18 protein-coding genes and 1 riboswitch are annotated in these 18,247 nt (G+C 72.0%); of the genes, 10 read left to right on the top strand and 8 right to left on the bottom strand.

Features of this window, described 5'->3' with window-relative positions; translation table 11 throughout:
• The first annotated feature begins 173 nt into the window (after nt 1–173).
• From shc to ACIQPT_RS34490, 6 genes are all read left to right on the top strand, one after another.
• Complete coding sequence (gene shc / locus ACIQPT_RS34515; RefSeq protein ID WP_401161868.1) at nt 174–2,174, top strand: squalene--hopene cyclase; 2,001 nt, start codon at nt 174–176, stop codon at nt 2,172–2,174.
• Entirely contained in the window at nt 2,174–2,821 is a 648-nt protein-coding gene (locus ACIQPT_RS34510) for a 1-hydroxy-2-methyl-2-butenyl 4-diphosphate reductase (RefSeq protein ID WP_401161867.1), read from the top strand. Before shc ends, ACIQPT_RS34510 begins: the two co-directional genes overlap by 1 nt.
• Before the next feature lie 5 nt (nt 2,822–2,826).
• Complete coding sequence (gene hpnH, locus ACIQPT_RS34505; RefSeq protein WP_401161865.1) at nt 2,827–3,846, top strand: adenosyl-hopene transferase HpnH; 1,020 nt, start codon at nt 2,827–2,829, stop codon at nt 3,844–3,846.
• A 90-nt stretch (nt 3,847–3,936) separates the two neighbouring features.
• The gene (locus ACIQPT_RS34500) at nt 3,937–5,334 is read left to right on the top strand and encodes an aspartate aminotransferase family protein (RefSeq protein ID WP_401161863.1); all 1,398 of its coding nucleotides are present in this window, start codon (nt 3,937–3,939) and stop codon (nt 5,332–5,334) included.
• 66 nt (nt 5,335–5,400) lie between these two features.
• Complete coding sequence (locus tag ACIQPT_RS34495; protein ID WP_401161862.1) at nt 5,401–6,009, top strand: helix-turn-helix domain-containing protein; 609 nt, start codon at nt 5,401–5,403, stop codon at nt 6,007–6,009.
• Between the two features lie 65 nt (nt 6,010–6,074).
• Complete coding sequence (locus tag ACIQPT_RS34490; RefSeq protein ID WP_401161860.1) at nt 6,075–6,248, top strand: DUF6126 family protein; 174 nt, start codon at nt 6,075–6,077, stop codon at nt 6,246–6,248.
• Nucleotides 6,249–6,281: 33 nt separating this feature from the next.
• Here the strand turns inward: ACIQPT_RS34490 and ACIQPT_RS34485 are convergent, their stop codons facing one another.
• Nucleotides 6,282–7,094 (bottom strand): tyrosine-protein phosphatase, encoded by an 813-nt coding sequence (locus ACIQPT_RS34485; RefSeq protein WP_401161858.1) that lies wholly within the window; start codon nt 7,092–7,094, stop codon nt 6,282–6,284.
• 443 nt (nt 7,095–7,537) lie between these two features.
• Nucleotides 7,538–7,698, top strand: a riboswitch (cyclic di-AMP (ydaO/yuaA leader).
• Nucleotides 7,699–7,701: 3 nt separating this feature from the next.
• On the opposite strand from ACIQPT_RS34485, the gene ACIQPT_RS34480 reads away from it, so the two are divergent.
• The gene (locus tag ACIQPT_RS34480) at nt 7,702–8,670 is read left to right on the top strand and encodes a peptidoglycan DD-metalloendopeptidase family protein (RefSeq protein WP_401161856.1); all 969 of its coding nucleotides are present in this window, start codon (nt 7,702–7,704) and stop codon (nt 8,668–8,670) included.
• A gap of 161 nt (nt 8,671–8,831) precedes the next feature.
• On the top strand, nt 8,832–9,659 hold the full coding sequence (locus ACIQPT_RS34475; protein WP_401161854.1) for an SGNH/GDSL hydrolase family protein: 828 nt from the start codon (nt 8,832–8,834) through the stop codon (nt 9,657–9,659).
• 12 nt (nt 9,660–9,671) lie between these two features.
• On the opposite strand, the gene ACIQPT_RS34470 is transcribed toward ACIQPT_RS34475, so the two are convergent.
• Genes ACIQPT_RS34470 through ACIQPT_RS34445 form a run of 6 tightly spaced genes read right to left on the bottom strand, consistent with a single transcriptional unit; the run spans nt 9,672 to nt 15,934 of the window.
• Nucleotides 9,672–10,595 carry an STM4011 family radical SAM protein gene (locus ACIQPT_RS34470; RefSeq protein WP_401161853.1) on the bottom strand — a complete coding sequence of 308 codons (924 nt, stop codon included), beginning with the start codon at nt 10,593–10,595 and terminating at the stop codon, nt 9,672–9,674.
• A gap of 7 nt (nt 10,596–10,602) precedes the next feature.
• Nucleotides 10,603–11,979: an STM4012 family radical SAM protein gene (locus tag ACIQPT_RS34465; RefSeq protein WP_401161851.1), complete on the bottom strand. Its 1,377-nt coding sequence runs from the start codon at nt 11,977–11,979 to the stop codon at nt 10,603–10,605.
• A complete protein-coding gene (locus tag ACIQPT_RS34460) occupies nt 11,976–12,833 on the bottom strand; it encodes an STM4013/SEN3800 family hydrolase (protein WP_401161874.1) in 858 nt (285 codons plus the stop codon). The genes ACIQPT_RS34465 and ACIQPT_RS34460 overlap by 4 nt, the downstream gene beginning before the upstream one ends.
• A 43-nt stretch (nt 12,834–12,876) precedes the next feature.
• Nucleotides 12,877–14,034: an STM4014 family protein gene (locus ACIQPT_RS34455; protein ID WP_401161849.1), complete on the bottom strand. Its 1,158-nt coding sequence runs from the start codon at nt 14,032–14,034 to the stop codon at nt 12,877–12,879.
• On the bottom strand, nt 14,015–14,965 hold the full coding sequence (locus ACIQPT_RS34450; RefSeq protein ID WP_401161847.1) for an STM4015 family protein: 951 nt from the start codon (nt 14,963–14,965) through the stop codon (nt 14,015–14,017). The genes ACIQPT_RS34455 and ACIQPT_RS34450 overlap by 20 nt, the downstream gene beginning before the upstream one ends.
• A 6-nt stretch (nt 14,966–14,971) precedes the next feature.
• Complete coding sequence (locus ACIQPT_RS34445; protein ID WP_401161845.1) at nt 14,972–15,934, bottom strand: STM4015 family protein; 963 nt, start codon at nt 15,932–15,934, stop codon at nt 14,972–14,974.
• Between the two features lie 186 nt (nt 15,935–16,120).
• Between ACIQPT_RS34445 and ACIQPT_RS34440 the strand changes: the two genes are divergently transcribed.
• Both ACIQPT_RS34440 and ACIQPT_RS34435 read left to right on the top strand, forming a co-directional pair.
• Entirely contained in the window at nt 16,121–16,447 is a 327-nt protein-coding gene (locus ACIQPT_RS34440; RefSeq protein ID WP_401161843.1) for a hypothetical protein, read from the top strand.
• A 94-nt stretch (nt 16,448–16,541) separates the two neighbouring features.
• Nucleotides 16,542–17,543, top strand: coding sequence for a DUF6745 domain-containing protein (locus tag ACIQPT_RS34435; protein ID WP_401161841.1), 1,002 nt, complete (start codon nt 16,542–16,544; stop codon nt 17,541–17,543).
• Between the two features lie 19 nt (nt 17,544–17,562).
• Here the strand turns inward: ACIQPT_RS34435 and ACIQPT_RS34430 are convergent, their stop codons facing one another.
• Nucleotides 17,563–18,234, bottom strand: coding sequence for a TetR family transcriptional regulator C-terminal domain-containing protein (locus ACIQPT_RS34430; RefSeq protein ID WP_401161839.1), 672 nt, complete (start codon nt 18,232–18,234; stop codon nt 17,563–17,565).
• Nucleotides 18,235–18,247: the final 13 nt, after the last annotated feature.

Genomic DNA, 18,247 nt, shown 5'->3' with positions numbered 1-18,247 from the left:
GAGCCCCCCGGGGGGGGGCCTCACCCCCACTCCCCGGCGGCTTTGGGTGGGTTACAAAATTGCTTCAAACGCTCCCCAATGGCCCGCCCCCGGGGGGGGGGCCCCCCCCCCCGGGCCCCCCCCCGACGGAGACCCCAGCACAGCAGAGAACCGACTGCACGAAGGGGAAGCTCATGACAGCGACGACCGACGGATCGACCGGGGCCACGAACCTCTCCGGGGCCCCGGCCGACGATCCGGCCGACACGACAACCGCCGCGGACGACGTCACCGTCGCCGCGCGACGGGCCGCGGAACGCTCGGTGGAGCACCTCCTCGGCAGACAGGACGAGCAGGGCTGGTGGAAGGGCGACCTCGCCACCAACGTCACGATGGACGCCGAGGACCTGCTCCTGCGTCAGTTCCTCTCCATCCAGGACCCCGAGACGACCCGGGCGGCCGCCCTCTTCATCCGCGGCGAACAGCTCGGCGACGGCACCTGGAACACCTTCTACGGCGGACCCGGCGACCTCTCCGCCACGATCGAGGCGTACGTCGCCCTGCGACTGGCCGGGGACCGCCCCGACGAACCGCACATGGCCCGCGCCTCCGGCTGGATCAGGGAGCAGGGCGGCATCGCGGCCGCCCGGGTCTTCACCCGTATCTGGCTGGCCCTGTTCGGCTGGTGGAAATGGGACGACCTCCCCGAACTGCCGCCCGAGCTGATGTTCTTCCCCAAGTGGGTCCCGCTCAACATCTACGACTTCGGCTGCTGGGCCCGGCAGACCATCGTGCCGCTCACCGTCGTCTCCGCGAAACGCCCGGTGCGCCCGGCGCCCTTCGCCCTGGACGAGCTGCACACCGACCCCGAGCACCCCAACCCGGCCAGGAAGCTTGCTCCGCCCGCCAGTTGGGACGGACTCTTCCAGCGCCTCGACAAAGGGCTGCACCTCTACCACAAGGTCGCCCCGCGCCCGCTGCGCCGCGTCGCGATGAATCTGGCCGCCCGGTGGATCATCGAGCGCCAGGAGAACGACGGCTGCTGGGGCGGGATCCAGCCGCCCGCCGTCTACTCCATCATCGCGCTGCATCTGCTCGGCTACGACCTCGACCACCCGGTGATGAAGGCCGGCCTGGCCTCGCTCGACCGGTTCGCCGTCCGGCGCGAGGACGGCGCCCGTATGGTCGAGGCCTGCCAGTCGCCCGTCTGGGACACCTGCCTGGCCACCATCGCGCTGGCCGACGCCGGACTCAGACCCGACCACCCCGCCCTGGTGAAGGCCGCCGACTGGATGCTGGCCGAGGAGATCACCAGACCCGGTGACTGGTCGGTGCGAAAACCTGAACTGGCTCCCGGAGGCTGGGCGTTCGAGTTCCACAACGACAACTACCCGGACATCGACGACACCGCCGAAGTCGTCCTGGCGCTGCGCCGGGTGCGCCATCCCGACCCCGCCCGGATGCAGGCGGCCATCGACCGCGGGGTCCGCTGGAACCTCGGGATGCAGTCCCGCAACGGGGCCTGGGGCGCGTTCGACGCCGACAACACCAGCCCCTTCCCCAACCGGCTGCCGTTCTGCGACTTCGGCGAGGTCATCGACCCGCCGTCCGCCGACGTCACCGGCCATGTGGTGGAGATGCTCGCCGTCGAGGGTCTCGCGAACCACCCCCGTACCCGCGAGGGCATCGAGTGGCTGCTCGCCGAACAGGAGGCGTGCGGCGCCTGGTTCGGCCGCTGGGGCGTCAACTACGTGTACGGCACCGGATCCGTGGTGCCCGCCCTGATCGTCGCCGGACTGCCCGCCGGACACCCCGCGATCCGCCGGGCCGTCGCCTGGCTGGAATCCGTCCAGAACGACGACGGCGGCTGGGGCGAGGACCTGCGCTCCTACCAGGAGGAGAAGTGGATCGGGCACGGTGAGTCCACGGCCTCCCAGACCGCCTGGGCCCTGCTGGCGCTCCTCGCCGCGGGCCGCCGCGACACCCGCTCGGTCGCCCGTGGCATCACCTGGCTGACCGAGGCGCAGCAGGCCGACGGCTCCTGGGACGAGCCGTATTTCACCGGCACCGGCTTCCCCTGGGACTTCTCCATCAACTACCACCTCTACCGCCAGGTCTTCCCTCTCACCGCACTCGGGCGTTATGTGTACGGTGACCCGTTCGCCGACCGCGCGGACGCCGCCGAGGGGGCCTGATGGGCGATCCGAGGGGGCCCGGAAGCCCCGTGTCGCCGCTGCTGGTCGCCTGCGCCCTCGGCATCGAGCAGGTGGCCCTGCGCAGCGGCAGGGGCGTCCCGGGCCCGGTCCGGGTGCTGCGCACCGGGATGGGCCCCCGGGCGGCGGAGGCGGCTGTCGCGCGCCTCCTGGGCCCCGGCGGCATTCCCGACGCCGCCGTGATCGCCTCCGGCTTCTGCGCCGGCCTCGCCCCGGGGATGCACCCCGGGGATCTGGTCGTCGCCGAGGAGACCCGGGACGCGGACGGCACCACCCCCTGCACGGGCACCGGCGTCCTGGTCGCCGCGCTCGCCAGGACCGTCCCGGGCCGCACCGTCCACACCGGCCCGCTGACCGGCTCCGACCACGTCGTACGGGGCTCCGAGCGGGCCGCGCTGCGAGCGGGAGGGGCCATCGCGGTGGACATGGAGTCCGCCGCGACACTGCGTACCGCCCTGTGTCACGGACCACGCCCGGTTGCGGCCGTCCGGGTGGTCGTGGACGCTCCAGAGCATGAGCTCGTCCGCATCGGCACGGTCCGCGGTGGAATATCAGCCTTCCGCGTTCTTCGTGCCGTCCTTCCGGCTTTCTACGAATGGCACCGATCTTTACAGCTCCCCAGGAGGTGAGCCAGATGGCCATGCCGCTTCGTCAGTCCATCAAGGTTGCGACGTATCTCTTCGAACAGAAGCTCCGCAAGCGTGAGAAGTTCCCGCTGATCGTCGAGCTGGAGCCGTTGTTCGCCTGCAACCTCGCCTGTGAGGGCTGCGGGAAGATCCAGCACCCGGCCGGTGTCCTGAAGCAGCGCATGCCGGTCGCCCAGGCGGTCGGAGCGGTGCTCGAATCCGGTGCCCCCATGGTGTCCATCGCCGGTGGCGAACCCCTGATGCACCCGCAGATCGACGAGATCGTGCGTCAGCTCGTCGCGAAGAAGAAATACGTCTTCCTCTGCACCAACGCGATGCTGATGCGGAAGAAGCTCGACAAGTTCACCCCGTCCCCGTACTTCGCCTTCGCCGTGCACATCGACGGACTGCGCGAGCGGCACGACGAGTCGGTCGCCAAGGAAGGCGTCTTCGACGAGGCCGTCGCCGCGATGAAGGAGGCCAAGAAGCGCGGCTTCCGCGTCACCACCAACTCCACCTTCTTCAACACCGACACCCCGCAGACCATCATCGAGGTCCTCAACTACCTCAACGACGACCTCCACGTCGACGAGATGATGATCTCGCCCGCCTACGCCTACGAGAAGGCGCCCGACCAGGAGCACTTCCTGGGCGTCGACCAGACCCGCGAGCTGTTCAAGAAGGCCTTCGCGGGCGGCAACCGGGCCCGCTGGCGGCTCAACCACTCGCCGCTCTTCCTGGACTTCCTGGAGGGCAAGGCGGACTTCCCGTGCACCGCGTGGGCGATCCCGAACTACTCGCTCTTCGGCTGGCAGCGCCCCTGCTACCTGATGAGCGACGGCTACGTACCGACGTACCGTCAGCTCATCGAGGAGACCGACTGGGAGAAGTACGGCCGCGGCAAGGACCCGCGCTGCGCCAACTGCATGGCGCACTGCGGCTACGAGCCCACGGCGGTCCTCGCCACCATGGGGTCCCTCAAGGAATCCCTGCGCGCGGCCCGGGAGACCATCAGCGGCAACCGGTAGCCGGTGACCGACGAGCTACGGCCGGCCGCCACGGGTCTCCCGCGGCGGCCGGCCGCACGGCGCAGCACACCCGAAGGAGAAGAGCGGGCGATGACGGACGGCGGATCCCAGGGCTTCGACCTGGCGCGGCTCCTCGCCGAGCGCGGGGCCGAACGGTACGAGCTGCACGCGCGCCACCTCAACCACCAGCTGCCGCGCATGCTGCACACCATCGGCTTCGACAAGGTCTACGAGCGGGCCGAGGGTGCGTACTTCTGGGACGCGGAGGGCAACGACTACCTCGACATGCTCGCCGGGTTCGGCGTCATGGGTCTCGGCCGCCACCACCCCGTCGTCCGACAGGCCCTGCACGACGTCCTGGACGCCCAGCTCGCCGACCTCACCCGCTTCGACTGCCAGCCGCTGCCCGGACTGCTCGCCGAGAAGCTGCTGACCCACAGCCCGCACCTGGACCGCGTGTTCTTCGGGAACAGCGGCACGGAAGCGGTCGAGACGGCGCTGAAGTTCGCCCGTTACGCCACCGGGAAGCCCCGGATCCTCTACTACGACCACGCCTTCCACGGGCTCACCACGGGATCCTTGTCGGTCAACGGGGAGAGCGGCTTCCGCGACGGCTTCGCCCCGCTGCTGCCGGACACGGCCATCGCGCTCGGCGACCTGGACGCGCTGCGCCGCGAGCTGAAGCGGGGCGATGTCGCGGCCCTGGTCGTCGAGCCGATCCAGGGCAAGGGCGTGCACGCCGCGCCGCCCGGCCATCTGCGCCAGGCGCAGGAGCTGCTGCACCGGCACAAGGCGCTCCTGATCGCCGACGAGGTGCAGACGGGCCTCGGCCGGACCGGGGACTTCTACGCCTACCAGCACGAGGAGGGGGTGGAGCCCGATCTGGTCTGCGTGGCCAAGGCGCTCTCCGGCGGCTATGTGCCCGTCGGGGCGACCCTCGGCAAGGAATGGATCTTCCGCAAGGTCTACTCCTCGATGGACCGGGTCCTCGTCCACTCCGCGAGCTTCGGCTCCAACGCCCAGGCGATGGCGGCCGGCCTCGCCGTCCTGACGGTGATGGAGGACGAGGAGACCGTCGCGAACGCCCGGCGCACCGGCGACCTGCTGCGCGAGCGGCTGGCGGCCCTGGTGGACCGCTACGAGCTGCTGCACGAGGTCCGCGGGCGCGGGCTGATGATCGGCATCGAGTTCGGCCGGCCGTCGTCGCTGAAGCTCCGCAGTCGCTGGACCATGCTCCAGGCGGCCCGCAAGGGGCTCTTCGCGCAGATGGTCGTGGTGCCGCTGCTCCAGAAGCACCGGATCCTCACCCAGGTCTCCGGCGACCACCTGGAAGTGATCAAGCTGATTCCGCCGCTGGTCATCGGGGACGCGGAGGTGGACCGCTTCGTGGCGGCGTTCACCTCCGTCATGGACGACGCGCACAGCGGCGGCGGACTGATGTGGGACTTCGGCCGGACGCTGGTCAAGCAGGCCGTGGCCAACCGCTGACGGAAGCCGCTTTGCCTCCGGGGCAAGTTATTTGCCCCGGAGGAAAGATCCTGGCCCAATGGAGGCATGAACCCTCCGGACGAAGGGGCGCCGGACGAGCTCCCCGGCGTCGCACCCCGACTGCGTGACCTGCGCCGGGGCCGTGGTCTCACCCTGGAGACCGCCGCCCGGCGGGCCGGGCTCTCCCCGGCCCATCTCTCCCGGCTGGAGACCGGCCGTCGGCAGCCCTCGCTGCCGATGCTGCTGGGGCTGGCCCGTATCTACGGTACGACGGTCTCCGAGCTGCTCGGCGAGCAGCCGCCCGAACGCGACGCGATCGTCCGCGGCGGCGGCTTCGAGGGGGCGGAGGCGGACGGCTGGATGTACCGCCAGGCCGGCGGGTCCGGCCGCGCGATGCAGGCGCTGCGGGTGCGCGTTCCGTACGGGGCCCAGGGCGACCTGGTCCGGGTCCACCCCGGCGAGGAATGGCTGTACGTCATGGAAGGGCGGCTGCGGGTCGGGCTCGGCGACACCGTGCACGACCTCGAACCCGGCGACAGCGCCCACTTCGACTCGCTCACCCCGCACCGGATCGCGGCCGTCGACCGCGGCGGCGCGGAGCTGCTCTTCGTCCACACCCTGCTGCAGAGCCCCGCCGCCGATCTCTGCCTCGGCAACGCCCTCCACGCGCGCTGACCGGCCGGTCCCGGCCGGCTCCCTCCTTCGCTCCACCGGCCGCGAGGCCGACAGAGAGGACCGTCATGTCCGATTCCGAACACTACGACCCGCTGGGCCCCGGACGTCGCGCGAACGAGGACCCGCAGGAGAAGCGGATGCCGCGCGGCGTGGTGATCCGTCTCTTCGCCTATCTGGTGGCGGGCCACATCATCGCGGGCTTCCTCTACCTGCTCTTCGTGGTGGCCGGGAGCAAGTGACGGCCCGCCTCCGGGGGATCGCCGCCGGCCGGGTCAGCCCTGGTCGAGCAGGCGCTCGCGCAGCCGCTCCCGGGTCGCGGAGGAGACCTTCAGCCCCTCGGCCAGGTAGCGGTCCGTCGTTCCCCAGTTCTCCTCGATGGCCGTGAAGGCCGCCGCGAGGTAGGCGGGCCGCGCCCCGAAGAGCGGGTCCAGCAGCTCCATCACCTCGGGCGACATACCGGTCTCGGACGCGTCGGAGCGCTTCACGTTGTAGCGGCGGTGGAGATCGTTGGACTTGAGGTAGTCCTCCTCGATCGCCTCCGGCTCGACGCCGACCGCCAGCAGCGCGACCGCGATCGAGAGACCGGCCCGGTCCTTGCCCGCCGCGCAGTGCATCAGGGCCGGGACGCTGTCCTCGGCCAGGGAGTGCAGCACCCGGCTGTGCTCGGCGGTGCGGTCCTCGATCGTCGCGCGGTACATCCGGATCATGCGTTCGGCGCCCTTGCCGTTCGCCAGGACCGAGCGCAGCTGCTCGATGTTCCCGTCGCTCACCAGTCGCCAGAACTCCGCGCCGTCGGCCGGGTCCGAGAGCGGAATGCTGACATTGCGGACACCGGCCAGCTCGATGTCGTACCCGTCGAGCCGGTGGTCGGCCGAGTGGCGGAAGTCGAAGATCGTGTGCAGCCCGAGCCCGCCGAGGAAGGCCGCGTCCTCGGCGGTGGCGTGCGCCAGGTGGCCGCTGCGATAGAGCCGGCCGAACGCGGTGCGCCGCCCGTCCGTGGTGGGAAGCCCGCCCACGTCGCGGAAATTGCGGACTCCGGTCAGCGCGGTCTCTGTCGGCGGGACCTGCGGCACCTGCTGCGTCACGGTGGCTCCTGGGATCTCTGGCGTCGGCGCGGCTCGCCGGCGAGGGCGCTCCCGTGACGATACGACATCGATTCGACGGAAAATCATCTCGGTCACGCACGCGGGGCGGGGCGCCGCGTGGGCCGGGCTGACCCGGCGTCAGGGGCGACGCCGACGGCGTGTCCGTATTGGTGTATTTCGCAGAACATGCCCCGCTAATGGGGGAGATGGGATTCCGGAGGTGAGCGGGATCATATCCGTGACGGACCGTGGTGAGCGCGCCTCGGGGCATTCCCGTTGCCCGCACGGAAATTCAAGATCCGTAATCCACGGAGTGTGACGGGAAATCCGGAACGATATTGAATCGATGATTCCGGTACGCAACCGATGGCTTGTTCCGCTCGTCCTGACCGGTTTACGGTCGCCGCAATCCGGACGGACCGCCTAATCCTGCCGCCGCCCGGAATTCGCACCCACCCACTCACGCGTGGCAGGAGCGGGGGAACCAGGTAAGCCGCCGATCCGGAGCGATCCGGACCGGCTCGGGGTGAAGTCGCCGCAACGCGACCGGGCATCTCCAGCCCGAACCCGACAGCTCACCTCGCAGGCGCCGGAGAGGAACTTCCCCATGCCCGCACAGGGTAAGCACCGTCGTCCGAAGTCCGGCCCGATCTCCCGCGGCGTCATCGCCGCAGGGACCGGCGGCGCCGCACTCGCCCTCCCGCTCATCGGCGCCACCGTGGCGAACGCCGCGGACCAGGCCGCTCCGGCCGCGAAGTCCGCCGCCGCCTCGGTCGCCGCCGCGCACACCGCCCCGTCGGCCGCCCCCGCCGCGTCGAAGGCCGCCCCGAAGACGTACGCCGTCGTCGCCGGCGACTATCTGTCGAAGATCGCCGCCGAGCAGAAGCTCAAGGGCGGGTGGGAGAAGCTCTACCAGGACAACCGCTCCACCGTCGGCGAGAACCCCAGCCTGATCCACCCGGGCATGAAGCTGACCCTCGGCGCCAAGGGCTCCGCCCCGGCCGAGAAGTCCGCCGCGAAGTCCGCCGCTCCCGAGGCCGCCCCGAAGAAGGCCGCTCCGGCCCCGAAGGTCGCTCCGAAGGCGGACCCGAAGCCGGACACCATCTCCGCCGACGACTCCGAGGGCTCCGGCAGCTCCGCGCAGACCGGCTCCTCCGAGGCCACCGGCTCCGGCTGGTCGGCCCCGCTCGCCAGCGCCAACGTCACCACCCAGTACCGCGCTTCCGGCGCCAGCTGGTCCAGCGGCTACCACACCGGCTCGGACTTCCAGGCCGCCTCCGGCACCCCCGTCCTCGCCATCGGGCCGGGCACCGTGGTCTCGGCCGGCAACAGCGGCTCGTACGGCAACGAGGTCGTCATCCAGCACGAGGACGGCATGTACTCCCAGTACGCCCACCAGTCCTCGCTGAACGTCTCCGTCGGGCAGACCGTCACCGGCGGCCAGCAGATCGGCCTCTCCGGCTCCACCGGCAACTCCACCGGCCCGCACCTGCACTTCGAGGTCCGCACCGGCCCGGGCTACGGCTCGGACGTCGACCCGGTCGCGTACCTGCGTCAGCACGGCGTCTCCGTCTGACCGAGCGCGGCGAGAAGTATCCGAGGGGCGGTGCGCGGCGGCGCATCGCCCCTCTCTTTATTCCGGCTTTACCAAAACCTGACCGGGTGGTCTATCTCACCACCCGTCAACCCCGTATTACGGTCGCGTAGGTCACATCGAACGATGCAGGATAAGTGCTTGTGGCAGACGATTCGAGAAACAACCAGCAGCACATCATCGGGTCGTACGCGGCGATTGGCGACAGTTTCACCGAGGGCGTCGGCGACCCCGGCCCCGACGGCACCTTCGTCGGCTGGGCGGACCGCTTCGCGGTCCTCCTCGCCGACCGGCTTCCGGCCCCCGACGCGGAGGCCGGCCCCGAGGACTCCCCGCACGGGGACTTCCGCTACGCCAATCTCGCCGTACGAGGACGTCTCCTCGACCAGATCGTCGAGGAGCAGATCCCGCGCGCCAAGGAACTGGCCCCCGACCTGGTCAGCTTCTGCGCGGGCGGCAACGACATCATCCGGCCCGGCACCGACCCCGACGATCTCGCCGAGCGCTTCGAGCGGGCCGTCGCCGACCTGAGCAACGCCGTCGGCACGGTCATGGTCACCACCGGCTTCGACACCCGGGGCGTTCCGGTGCTGCGCCACATGCGCGGCAAGATCGCCACGTACAACGTGCATCTCCGGGCCATCGCCGACCGCTACCACTGCCCCGTGCTGGACCTGTGGTCGCTCCGCTCCGTCCAGGACCGGCGCGCGTGGGACGCCGACCGGCTGCACCTGTCGCCCGAGGGCCACACCCGCGTCGCCCTGCGCGCGGCCCAGGTCCTCGGCCACGAGGTGCCCGCCGACCCCGACCAGCCGTGGCCGCCGCAGGCCCAGCGCACCCCCTTCGACGAGCGGCGCGACAACATCCAGTGGGCCCGCGAATACCTGGTGCCGTGGATCGGGCGACGGCTGCGCGGAGAGTCCTCCGGCGACCACGTCGAGGCGAAGCGCCCCGACCTGCTGCCGCTGTAGCGGTCGCAGCGGTCAGGGCTCCAGCACGGGGAGCGCACGCCGGGACGGGCTCGGCACCACGAGCCCGTCCGGCGGCGTGCCCGCGCCCGGCGGACGCCCCGCCGGTATCCGCTCCAGGACACCGCCCGCGAACACGTCGTACAGCGGCAGCGACTCCAGATGCACATAGCCGATGTGGCAGTCGCACACGGCGAGCGGACAGGCCCGCGGGCCCAGCGCCCGGCGGTAGCCGCCGTCGTAGAGGTTGCCCAGCTCGGCCTTGACGAAGTGACAGCGCCGCACCGTGCCGTCGCCGTCCACGGAGATCACCGACTCGCCCGTCCGGCAGGGCAGCCCGGCCGAGCGGTGCGGATCACGGCTGTAGGGGAACAGCGGATCCAACTCCGTCCAGCGCGCCGCCTCCTCGTCGGTGTACGTGTGCCCCTCGGCGGCGTTGATCCAGAGATAGACCTCGTCCGGCAGCGCCGCCCGCAGCCGACGCGCCTCCTCCAGATGGTCGTCGAACCCCACCACGCCCACGCTGTAGCGGATGCCCTTCGCCGACAGATCCCGGCATTTACTCAGAAACCGGTCGTACGGGGTCTGCCCCGGGTGGTACGTGCACCAGAGCGCGATCCGCTCCGGATCGGCCTCCGCCAGCCAGCCGGTGCGGCCGCTCAGGTTCGTCTGGATCGCCACCCGGCCGATGTGCGGCAGATGCGACAGCTCCGTCAGCGCCCGCCGGTACCAGGAGCGCACCAGCCCCTCGCCCCACGGGGTGAACAGCACGGACAGCCGGTCGTCGGTCTGCTCCGCCGCCCAGCCGGTGAACCGCTCCAGCGCCTCCCGGTCCGCCGTGAGCTGCGCGCGGTTGTCCCGCCGCTTGGCGAACGGGCAGTACGGACAGGCGTAGTCGCAGGAGGCCAGCGGGCCCCGGTAGAGAATCGTCAGGTCCATGTCCGGCTCACTTCCGCTCGTACGCGGCCATCGCGGCCCGTACCCCGGGGGAGAACAGCGCCGGACCCAGCGCGTCGGAGTGGGCGAGACCCGACGGGGACAGCCGCAGCAGACCGTCCGGCGCCGAGGTGTCCAGCCAGCCCCGGGCCGCGAACCCCGCCAGCTCGGCCGGGAAGTCCGCGCGCGGATCCGTACCGAACCGCGCCCGGTAGTCCGCCACCGGCAGCCCCGCCGCCTGGAGCAGCGACTGGAGGAGGTGGCGTCGGCGCGCCTCCTCCGCATCGACGTACCGGCCGACCTCGGCCCGGGAGAAGTCCTCGGTGGCGGTGAAGTGGTCGATGATCGAGCGGATCTCCCGCATGTCCACCGCGTAGTCGAAGGAGTAGTGCAGGGCCGCCGTGTACGAACGGGCTCCGCAGCCCAGACCGATCATGCCGTCGGTCTGGCAGGCGTAGTCCTCGGGTCCGTCCTGGGACTCCCGCGGGGCGTCGGTCCGCCGGAACATCCGCATCGACACCTGCTCGTAGCCGTGCGCCAGCAGATGGTCCCGGCCCACCGCGTACAGCCGCAGCCGCTGCTCGTCCCAGGCGGCGTCCTCCAGGGCCGGCGCCTGCGCACCGGCCGCCGCGGAGCCCAGGCGGTGCAGACCGGTGAGCGGGCGGACGTACAGCGGATACAGATAGAGCTCCTCCGGCCGCCAGGCCAGCGCCGCGTCCAGCGAGGCGAGCCAGCTGCGCTCGGTCTGTCCGTCGATGCCGTAGATCAGGTCGATGTTCAGCACCGGGATGGCCGCCTCGCGGATCCGGCCGAGCGCCGCCTCCACATCGGCCCGGCGCTGCGGGCGGACGGCCGCCCGCGCCTCCTCGTCCACGAAGCTCTGCACACCGATGCTGATCCTGGTGGCGCCCCGGTCGGCCAGCACCGCCAGCCGGTCCGCCGTCGCCGTGGACGGCGAGGTCTCCACGGACAGCGGGACCGCGCTCAGCTCGGCGCCCATCCGCTTCTCCGCTATGTCGCAGAGCCGCTCCAGCTCCCCGGCGGTCAGGAAGGTCGGCGTGCCGCCGCCGAACGCCGCCGCCGCGAACCGCACCGGCGCCTCGTCGCCCAGCGCGTCCCGGACGGCCACGGCCTGCCGCTCCAACGCGTCCAGATAGCGCGTCGTCAGCTCCTCGGGCGCGCCGATCCGGGTGAAGAGGTTGCAGAAGCCGCAGCGGACCTCGCAGAACGGTATGTGGAGATAGAGGGAGAGCGCGTCCTTGGGCTCCGCCGCCCACAGCGCGCGCAGCGACGGGCGGTCCTGCAGCGGGCGGTAGGCCGTCTTGTGCGGATAGGCGTAGACGTAACTCTCGTACGGCCGGACGGCGGGCATCGGGGCAGTGGTCATCGGGCGTCCCCCGGGTCGAGCGGTGCGGGTGGTGCGGCTGGCTCGGCTGGTTCGGCTGGTTCGAGGAAGAAGTGGGCGTACGGAACGGTCCAGACGGCCGGGTGGCCGAGGCGGTGACCGGTGTAACCGTCGTCGCCGTAGGCCGTGCCGTGGTCGGAACAGACGATGGCGAAGCACCGGCGGCGGCTGCTCGCCGCGGCGAAGAGCCGGCCGATGTGCCGGTCCACGTACTCCAGGGCCGCCGCGTGCGTGGCGCGGGAGTCACCCGCCTCGCGGGTCGCTCCGGGCAGATGGAACCAGTTCGGCTGATGCAGGGCGGACACATTGACGAAGAGGAACAGCCGTTGCTCCCGGGGGAGCGCCGCGACGACCTCCTCCGCCCGGGCCACCTGCTCCTCGAACGAGGTGGGCGAGGCGACACCGAAGCCGGGTTCCCAGTGGCTCTCCTGGAACATCCCGGGCAGCACCGAACCGAGCGGCCCCAGGCGGTTGAAGAAGCCGACCCCGCCGACGCACACCGTGCGGTAGCCCTCGGCGGCCAGCCCCGACACCAGATCCGGTGTGTCGAAGACGAATGTGCCGTCCGCCGTCGTCTCACTGCCCGCGAACCGCGCCGCGAACAGCCGCGGATGCGGTCCCGGGGAGGCGGGCGTCGGCAGGAACCCGGCGAACATCGCCTGGTGCGAGGCGTAGGTGAAGCTGCCCGGGGCATGCCGCTCCTCCCAGCCGCCCCCGGGCAGATGCCGGGCGAGGTTCGGGATGCGCCCGGCGGCGGCCAGCTCGACGGCGACGTCGTGGCGCAGGGTGTCCAGGGTGACCAGCAGCAGATCGTGGCTGCCCACGACCTCGCCCATGTCGGGCCGCCCGGATCCTGCGGGCTCGGGGGACGGGTCGGGGTCAGGAAGCGGTGACGGCACGGTGATTCCTTGCTCGGTCCAGTACGGCGGCGACCTGCGCCGCATAGGTGTCCAGGCCCTCGGCGCCGCTGCCCGGCAGACCGGTCAGTCCGGGCAGCAGATCGCCGAAGGCGTTGACCTCTCCGACGGCGAAGCGCCGCCAGCCGGCCGTGGGCAGCAGATCGACGCCCACACAGGGCGTCCCGGGGAAGCAGGCCGCGGCCCGCTCGCACATCGCCAGCGCCTCGCGCCAGCAGCCGCCCGCCGCCGCCACGGCGGCCCGGACCTCGTCGAGGTCACCGCGCGCACCGCCGAGATGCAGATTGGTCATGGGGCTCGTGCTCGTCCGCACCACGGCGTGGGTCGCCCGGCCGCCGACCACCACGATCCGCAGATCGGCGGCCCGCCCCCGCTGGGACGACTTCGGCAGCCAGCGCTCGATGTGCAGCCCGTCCGGGGCCAGCGCGTCCACGACCGCGCCGACCTCCCGCTCCGAGCTGTAGCGGCGGACCCGCAGCGAGTTGAACAGCCGCCCCGACGCGTCCCGTTCCACCGAGGTGCTCGCCCGGACCCGGCCGGGGCCCGCCGTCTCCACCGCCAGCACCCCGGAGGCCGAGGAGCCGTGCGCGAGCTTCACGAACGCCCGCGGCATCCGGTGCTCGCGCAGCGACTCCCGTACGTCGGACCAGCCGCGCACCGGCGCCGCCCCCGGGCCGGACGTCGGCGAGGCGGGCACGGAGACCCCCGCGCGGTCGAGAAGCCCGTGGCACAGCCGCTTGTCGAAGAGCACGGCGATGTCACCGGGGGAGCCCAGCACCTCGGCGCCCGCCTCCGAGGCCGCGCCCGCCACCGAGGCCACCGCCGCGGTGAACCGCGCGTACCACCGGGCGGAGCCCTCCACCCGGGTCGGGTCGTCGACCCCCCGGAGCAGCCGCTCCACCTCGGCGTCCTCACCGGGCGAATCGATCCGCACGCTCTCGCCGGGCCCGAACACCGCCTCGCCGCGCAGCACCTGGAGCCAGGGCACGACCCGGGGCGGTGGCAGACCGGCGGACCGCACGGCCGCCTCGAAGAACGCGACCCGGCGGTTGTCCGGATTGCCGACGACCGCGAAGCGCGGGACCGGCCCGGCCGCGGGGCTATTCACTGACGGCGACATAGCGCTCCGGTTCGTCGTCCGGGTCCCCGTAGTCCTCCTCGGCCTCGCCGCCCTCGACCACGGCCGGAGCGCACGCGGTCCTGACGCGGTCCAGCACCGGGCCGGTGAGGTAGTGGTGGCGCAGGTCGAGCGTGGACAGGTGGTTCAGGGGCTGCCCGGTGAGCAGGGCCTCGCCGCCCGCGTCGCTCAGCGTGCCCATGGACAGCGCCAGGGTCTCCAGCTGGGCGACGACGGGCGCGGAGGCCACGGCGGTGGCGATCTCGTCCTGGATCTCGCTGTTCCGCAGGCCCAGGTGGCGCAGCCGGGGGAACACGCCGCCCGACAGGACCGGCCGGATGTCGTCGATCGTGGCATCACCGCCGTACCACGAACTGCCGAACCACAGGTCCAGCCGCTCCAGCGCGGGCAGTTCGCTCGCGGCGACCGCCCGCACCAGATCGCCGGACAGACCGCCGGACTCGAAGCGCAGCGACTTCAGTGCCGTATGGCGCAGCGGACGCAGCCCCAGCCCTTCCTGGCCGCAACCGCGCACGGTGAACTCCTCCAGCAGCGGGAGCGCTTCGAGCACCGGGGTGACGTCGCACATGCGCAGCCAGGACACCTCGCACTCCTCGCCCACCACATCGGCGAGGAACAGGGCGCGCAGCGCCGGGAAGCGGTCCGCGTGGGCGACGATCAGCTCCATCACCGGGGCGAACGGTGTGTAATCGTCATGCCACCAGGGCCCGATGACGAGCGCCCGGACCCGTGCCGTCTCCACCGAGTCCAGGAACTGCTGCCACAGGGCGGCGAAGTCCATGTCCTCGTCGTAGTCGCACTCCAGCCGCCAGGCCACGGAGTCGGCGGCGGGCAGGGTCCCGGACGAGGGCGCCGGAGTGTGCACGGGCAGCCCGTGGAAGTGGCTGAAGTGCTGGATGCCGATGTAGGTCATCAAGCCCTACTCCGAGACGGCGGTGTAGCGGCCCTCGACGCCCCGGCCGCCCCACGGCTCGTTCCGCTCGGACAGGTCGACGCGCACCCCGTGCGGCTCCAGGACCGAGCGGACACGCTGCTCCATCGCCTCGGTGAGGAAGTGGTGGTGGAGATCGAGCGCGTCGAGATGGATGAGCGGCTGTCCTTCGAGGAGCGCGGCGGCGCCTTCGTCCCCCAGCGTCCCTTCCGACAGGTCGAGAACCCGCAGCTGGGCGACGACCGGCGCCGAGGCGACGGCCACCGCGATCTCGTTCTGCACCTCGCTGTTGCGCAGGCCCAGGTGGTTCAGCCGGAGGAAACGGGTGCCGGAGAGCAGCGGGGCCAGGTCGGCGACATCGGTGTTCCCGCCGTAGGCGGACACACCGAGCCAGAGATCCAGCCGCTCCAGCGCGGGCAGTTCACTGTCCAGCACCCCGCGCACCACCTGGACGGGCAGCCCGCCCGCCTGGATGGTCAGCGCCCGCAACCGCTCGTGCTTCGTCGGCGGGAACACCAGGTCGGTGCCGCCCCGCACGCCGAACTCCGTCAGCGCGGGAAAGGCCGCCAGCAGAGCCGTCACGTCCGACTGCTGGATCCAGGTGATCTCGGCCTGCTCCGCCTCCAGATCCCCGATGAACACCGCCTCCAGCGACGTCAGCCGGTCGGCGGCGGCGATCACCAGGTCGATCGGCACGGAGGAGGTCTCCTCGTACGCCTCGCCCCACTGACCGATGATCAGGGCCCGGACCCCGGCCGGATCGACCGCGTTCAGGAAATCGGCGAACTCGTCCGCCCAGGGCCGGTCGTGCTCTTCGTGCTCCTCGTACGGAGAGACGAAGACGCGCCAGGCCACGGCATCGGCGGCGGGCCGGGCGCCCGCTTCGGTCGTGGCGTGGAAGTCGACGACCGGTAGGCCGCCGAACTCGTCCAGATGCTGCGCACCGTACATGGCCCTGAGCTCCTGATCCTGGGGAATCCTGGGGACTGCTGATGTCCGCAAGGTCTATCAAGCCGCACTGACAACGCCGCGACCGGGACCCGTCCACGGCCGCCGCGGGGGCCCGTTGTCAGACCCTGCCCGTAGCGTTTTTTCCATGGTCGGCACAGCGGGTGCCGCGACCGAGGGGAGACGTCTGTGTACCGCCAGGGCGATGTACTGATCATGGAGCTGGAGGAGTCGGCGGTGCCCGCCCCCTTCCTGGAGGCCCCGGGCGAACTGCGCGACGGGCGGGGGCGGCTGGTGCTCGCGCTGGGCGAGGTCACCGGACACGCGCACGCCGTCCAGGGCCCCGGCCGGCTGATCCGGGAGGCGGGCCAGTTCGGTCCGATGCTGCTCCATCTCCCCGAGGGCGGGCGGGTGGTGCACGAGGAGCACGCGACGATCCCGTTGCCCCGGGGCTGGTTCCGCGTCGTGCGCCAGCGGGAGTACGCACCCGGCGCGATCCGCATCGTGGCGGACTGACCGCCACCGCACCACGGGCACGCCGGAGCGGGCACAGCCGTCCGGAACGAGCACAGCCATCCAGAACGAGCACAACAGGGGACGGGGACAACCCATGCAGAACGTGAATTCCTGGCGGAGCGTGGCGGCGGCGACCGGCCGGGCGGACCGGGCGGCGGCCGAGGCCGGTGTGCGGCGCGCCTACCGCACCGCCGGCCTGGCCGAGCCGGACCGGATCATCTGGGCCGCATCGCCCCGGGCCGCCGTCGGGACGGTGGAGAAGCTGGCCGACACCGGACGGTCGGTGCGCGAGGAGGTCCGCACCCGCCCGTGGGCCGAGGAACGCCGCCGGATGTACGACGAGCTGGGCCCGGCGGGCTGGTCGGCGCTCTGGTCCGCCACCGGCGCCCAGCTCTGGGAGACCACGGCCGCGCTCGCCGACCGGATACGGACCGGTGTCGTCGCCGACCTGGCGCCCCGGCCCGAGGACGAGGGGGCCGTGCGGCTGGTGCTCCTGGACGCCGTGCTCGGCCAGCACGACGCCGCCTGGCTCGCCGCCTTCGACGGGCGCGGCGACCGGCTGACGGGCCTCGCGGAGGTGGCCCGCAACGCCGGCTGGTGGTGGCCCTACGAGCACGCCGTGGTCATCAGCGAGCGGCCCGACGTCCTCCACCGCGACGAGGCGGGCCGGCTCGACCACGGCGAGGGGCCGGCCCTCGCCTACGGGGACGGGTTCGCCCTGCACGCCTGGCGCGGCATGCCGGTCCCCGCCGCGTTCCTGGCCGAGCTGTCCTCCCTCACGCCCGAGCGGATCCGCGCCGAGGAGAACGCGGAACTGCGCCGCGTGATGCTGGAGTACTACGGCTACGACCGCTATCTCACCGAGTCGGGCGCCGAGCCCGTCCACCGCGACGGGACGGGCATCCTCTGGCGCATCGCCCTCGACGGCGACGAGGACGTCGTGATGGTCGAGGTGGTCAACTCCACCCCCGAGCCGGACGGCACGCACCGCACCTACTGGCTCCGCGTGCCGCCCGCCACCCGGACCGCGAAGGACGGGGTCGCCTGGACGTTCGGACTGGAGGGGGCGGCCTACGCACCGCTGCGCCAGACCTGACCACCCCGAAGGCCGTCCGTCAGCCGGTCGCGGACGGGTCCGCTTCCCGAGGGTCCGTTTCCCGGGGGTCGGCGGCCGGCGAACCGGTCAGCTCCGCGAGGTCGATGCCCAGCTCGCGGGCGAGCGCCTCGTCGGTCCACCGCAGCATCGTGGTCCGGGAGAGCGGACCCGCGTACGAGGTCGTCTGCACCGCCATCCCGTCCAGCAGGGCGGTCAGCCGCCAGGCCACCGACCGGGGATCCTCGCACCGGAACTCTCCGGCGGCGGCGCCCTCCTCGATGACCTGCGCCAGCTCCGCCTTCCACTGCTGGTCGAGGTCGCCCGCGACCTCACGGAGAGCGGGCTCGCGCAGGGAAGCGGCCCAGCCCTCGATCCACAGCCGCCAGCCCTTGGCCTGTCCCGTCGGCGCGTACCACCGCACGGCCGCCCGCAGCCGTCGTACGGCGGTGGTGCGCCGGGCCAGCAGCTTGCGGAGATGGGCGAGGTCGGCCTCGGCCGCGTACGCGAAAGCAGCGGCCACCAGCTTCTCCTTGGTCGAGAAGTGATAGAGGACGAGCGCGTTGCTCACGCCCAGCACCGAGGCCACATCGGCGATCCGCACGGACGAGACGCCGCGGACCTCGATCTGCCCGACCGCAGCGCGCAGCAGCTCCTCACGCCGCTCCGCCACGTTCAACCGGACTCTTGCCACCGGCCCACCCTAA

The sequence above is a fragment of the Streptomyces sp. NPDC091289 genome (assembly GCF_044757365.1).
Classification (GTDB): domain Bacteria; phylum Actinomycetota; class Actinomycetes; order Streptomycetales; family Streptomycetaceae; genus Streptomyces.
The sequence above is the reverse complement of the archived record's forward strand: the minus strand, read 5'-3'. Positions and strand labels throughout refer to the sequence as shown.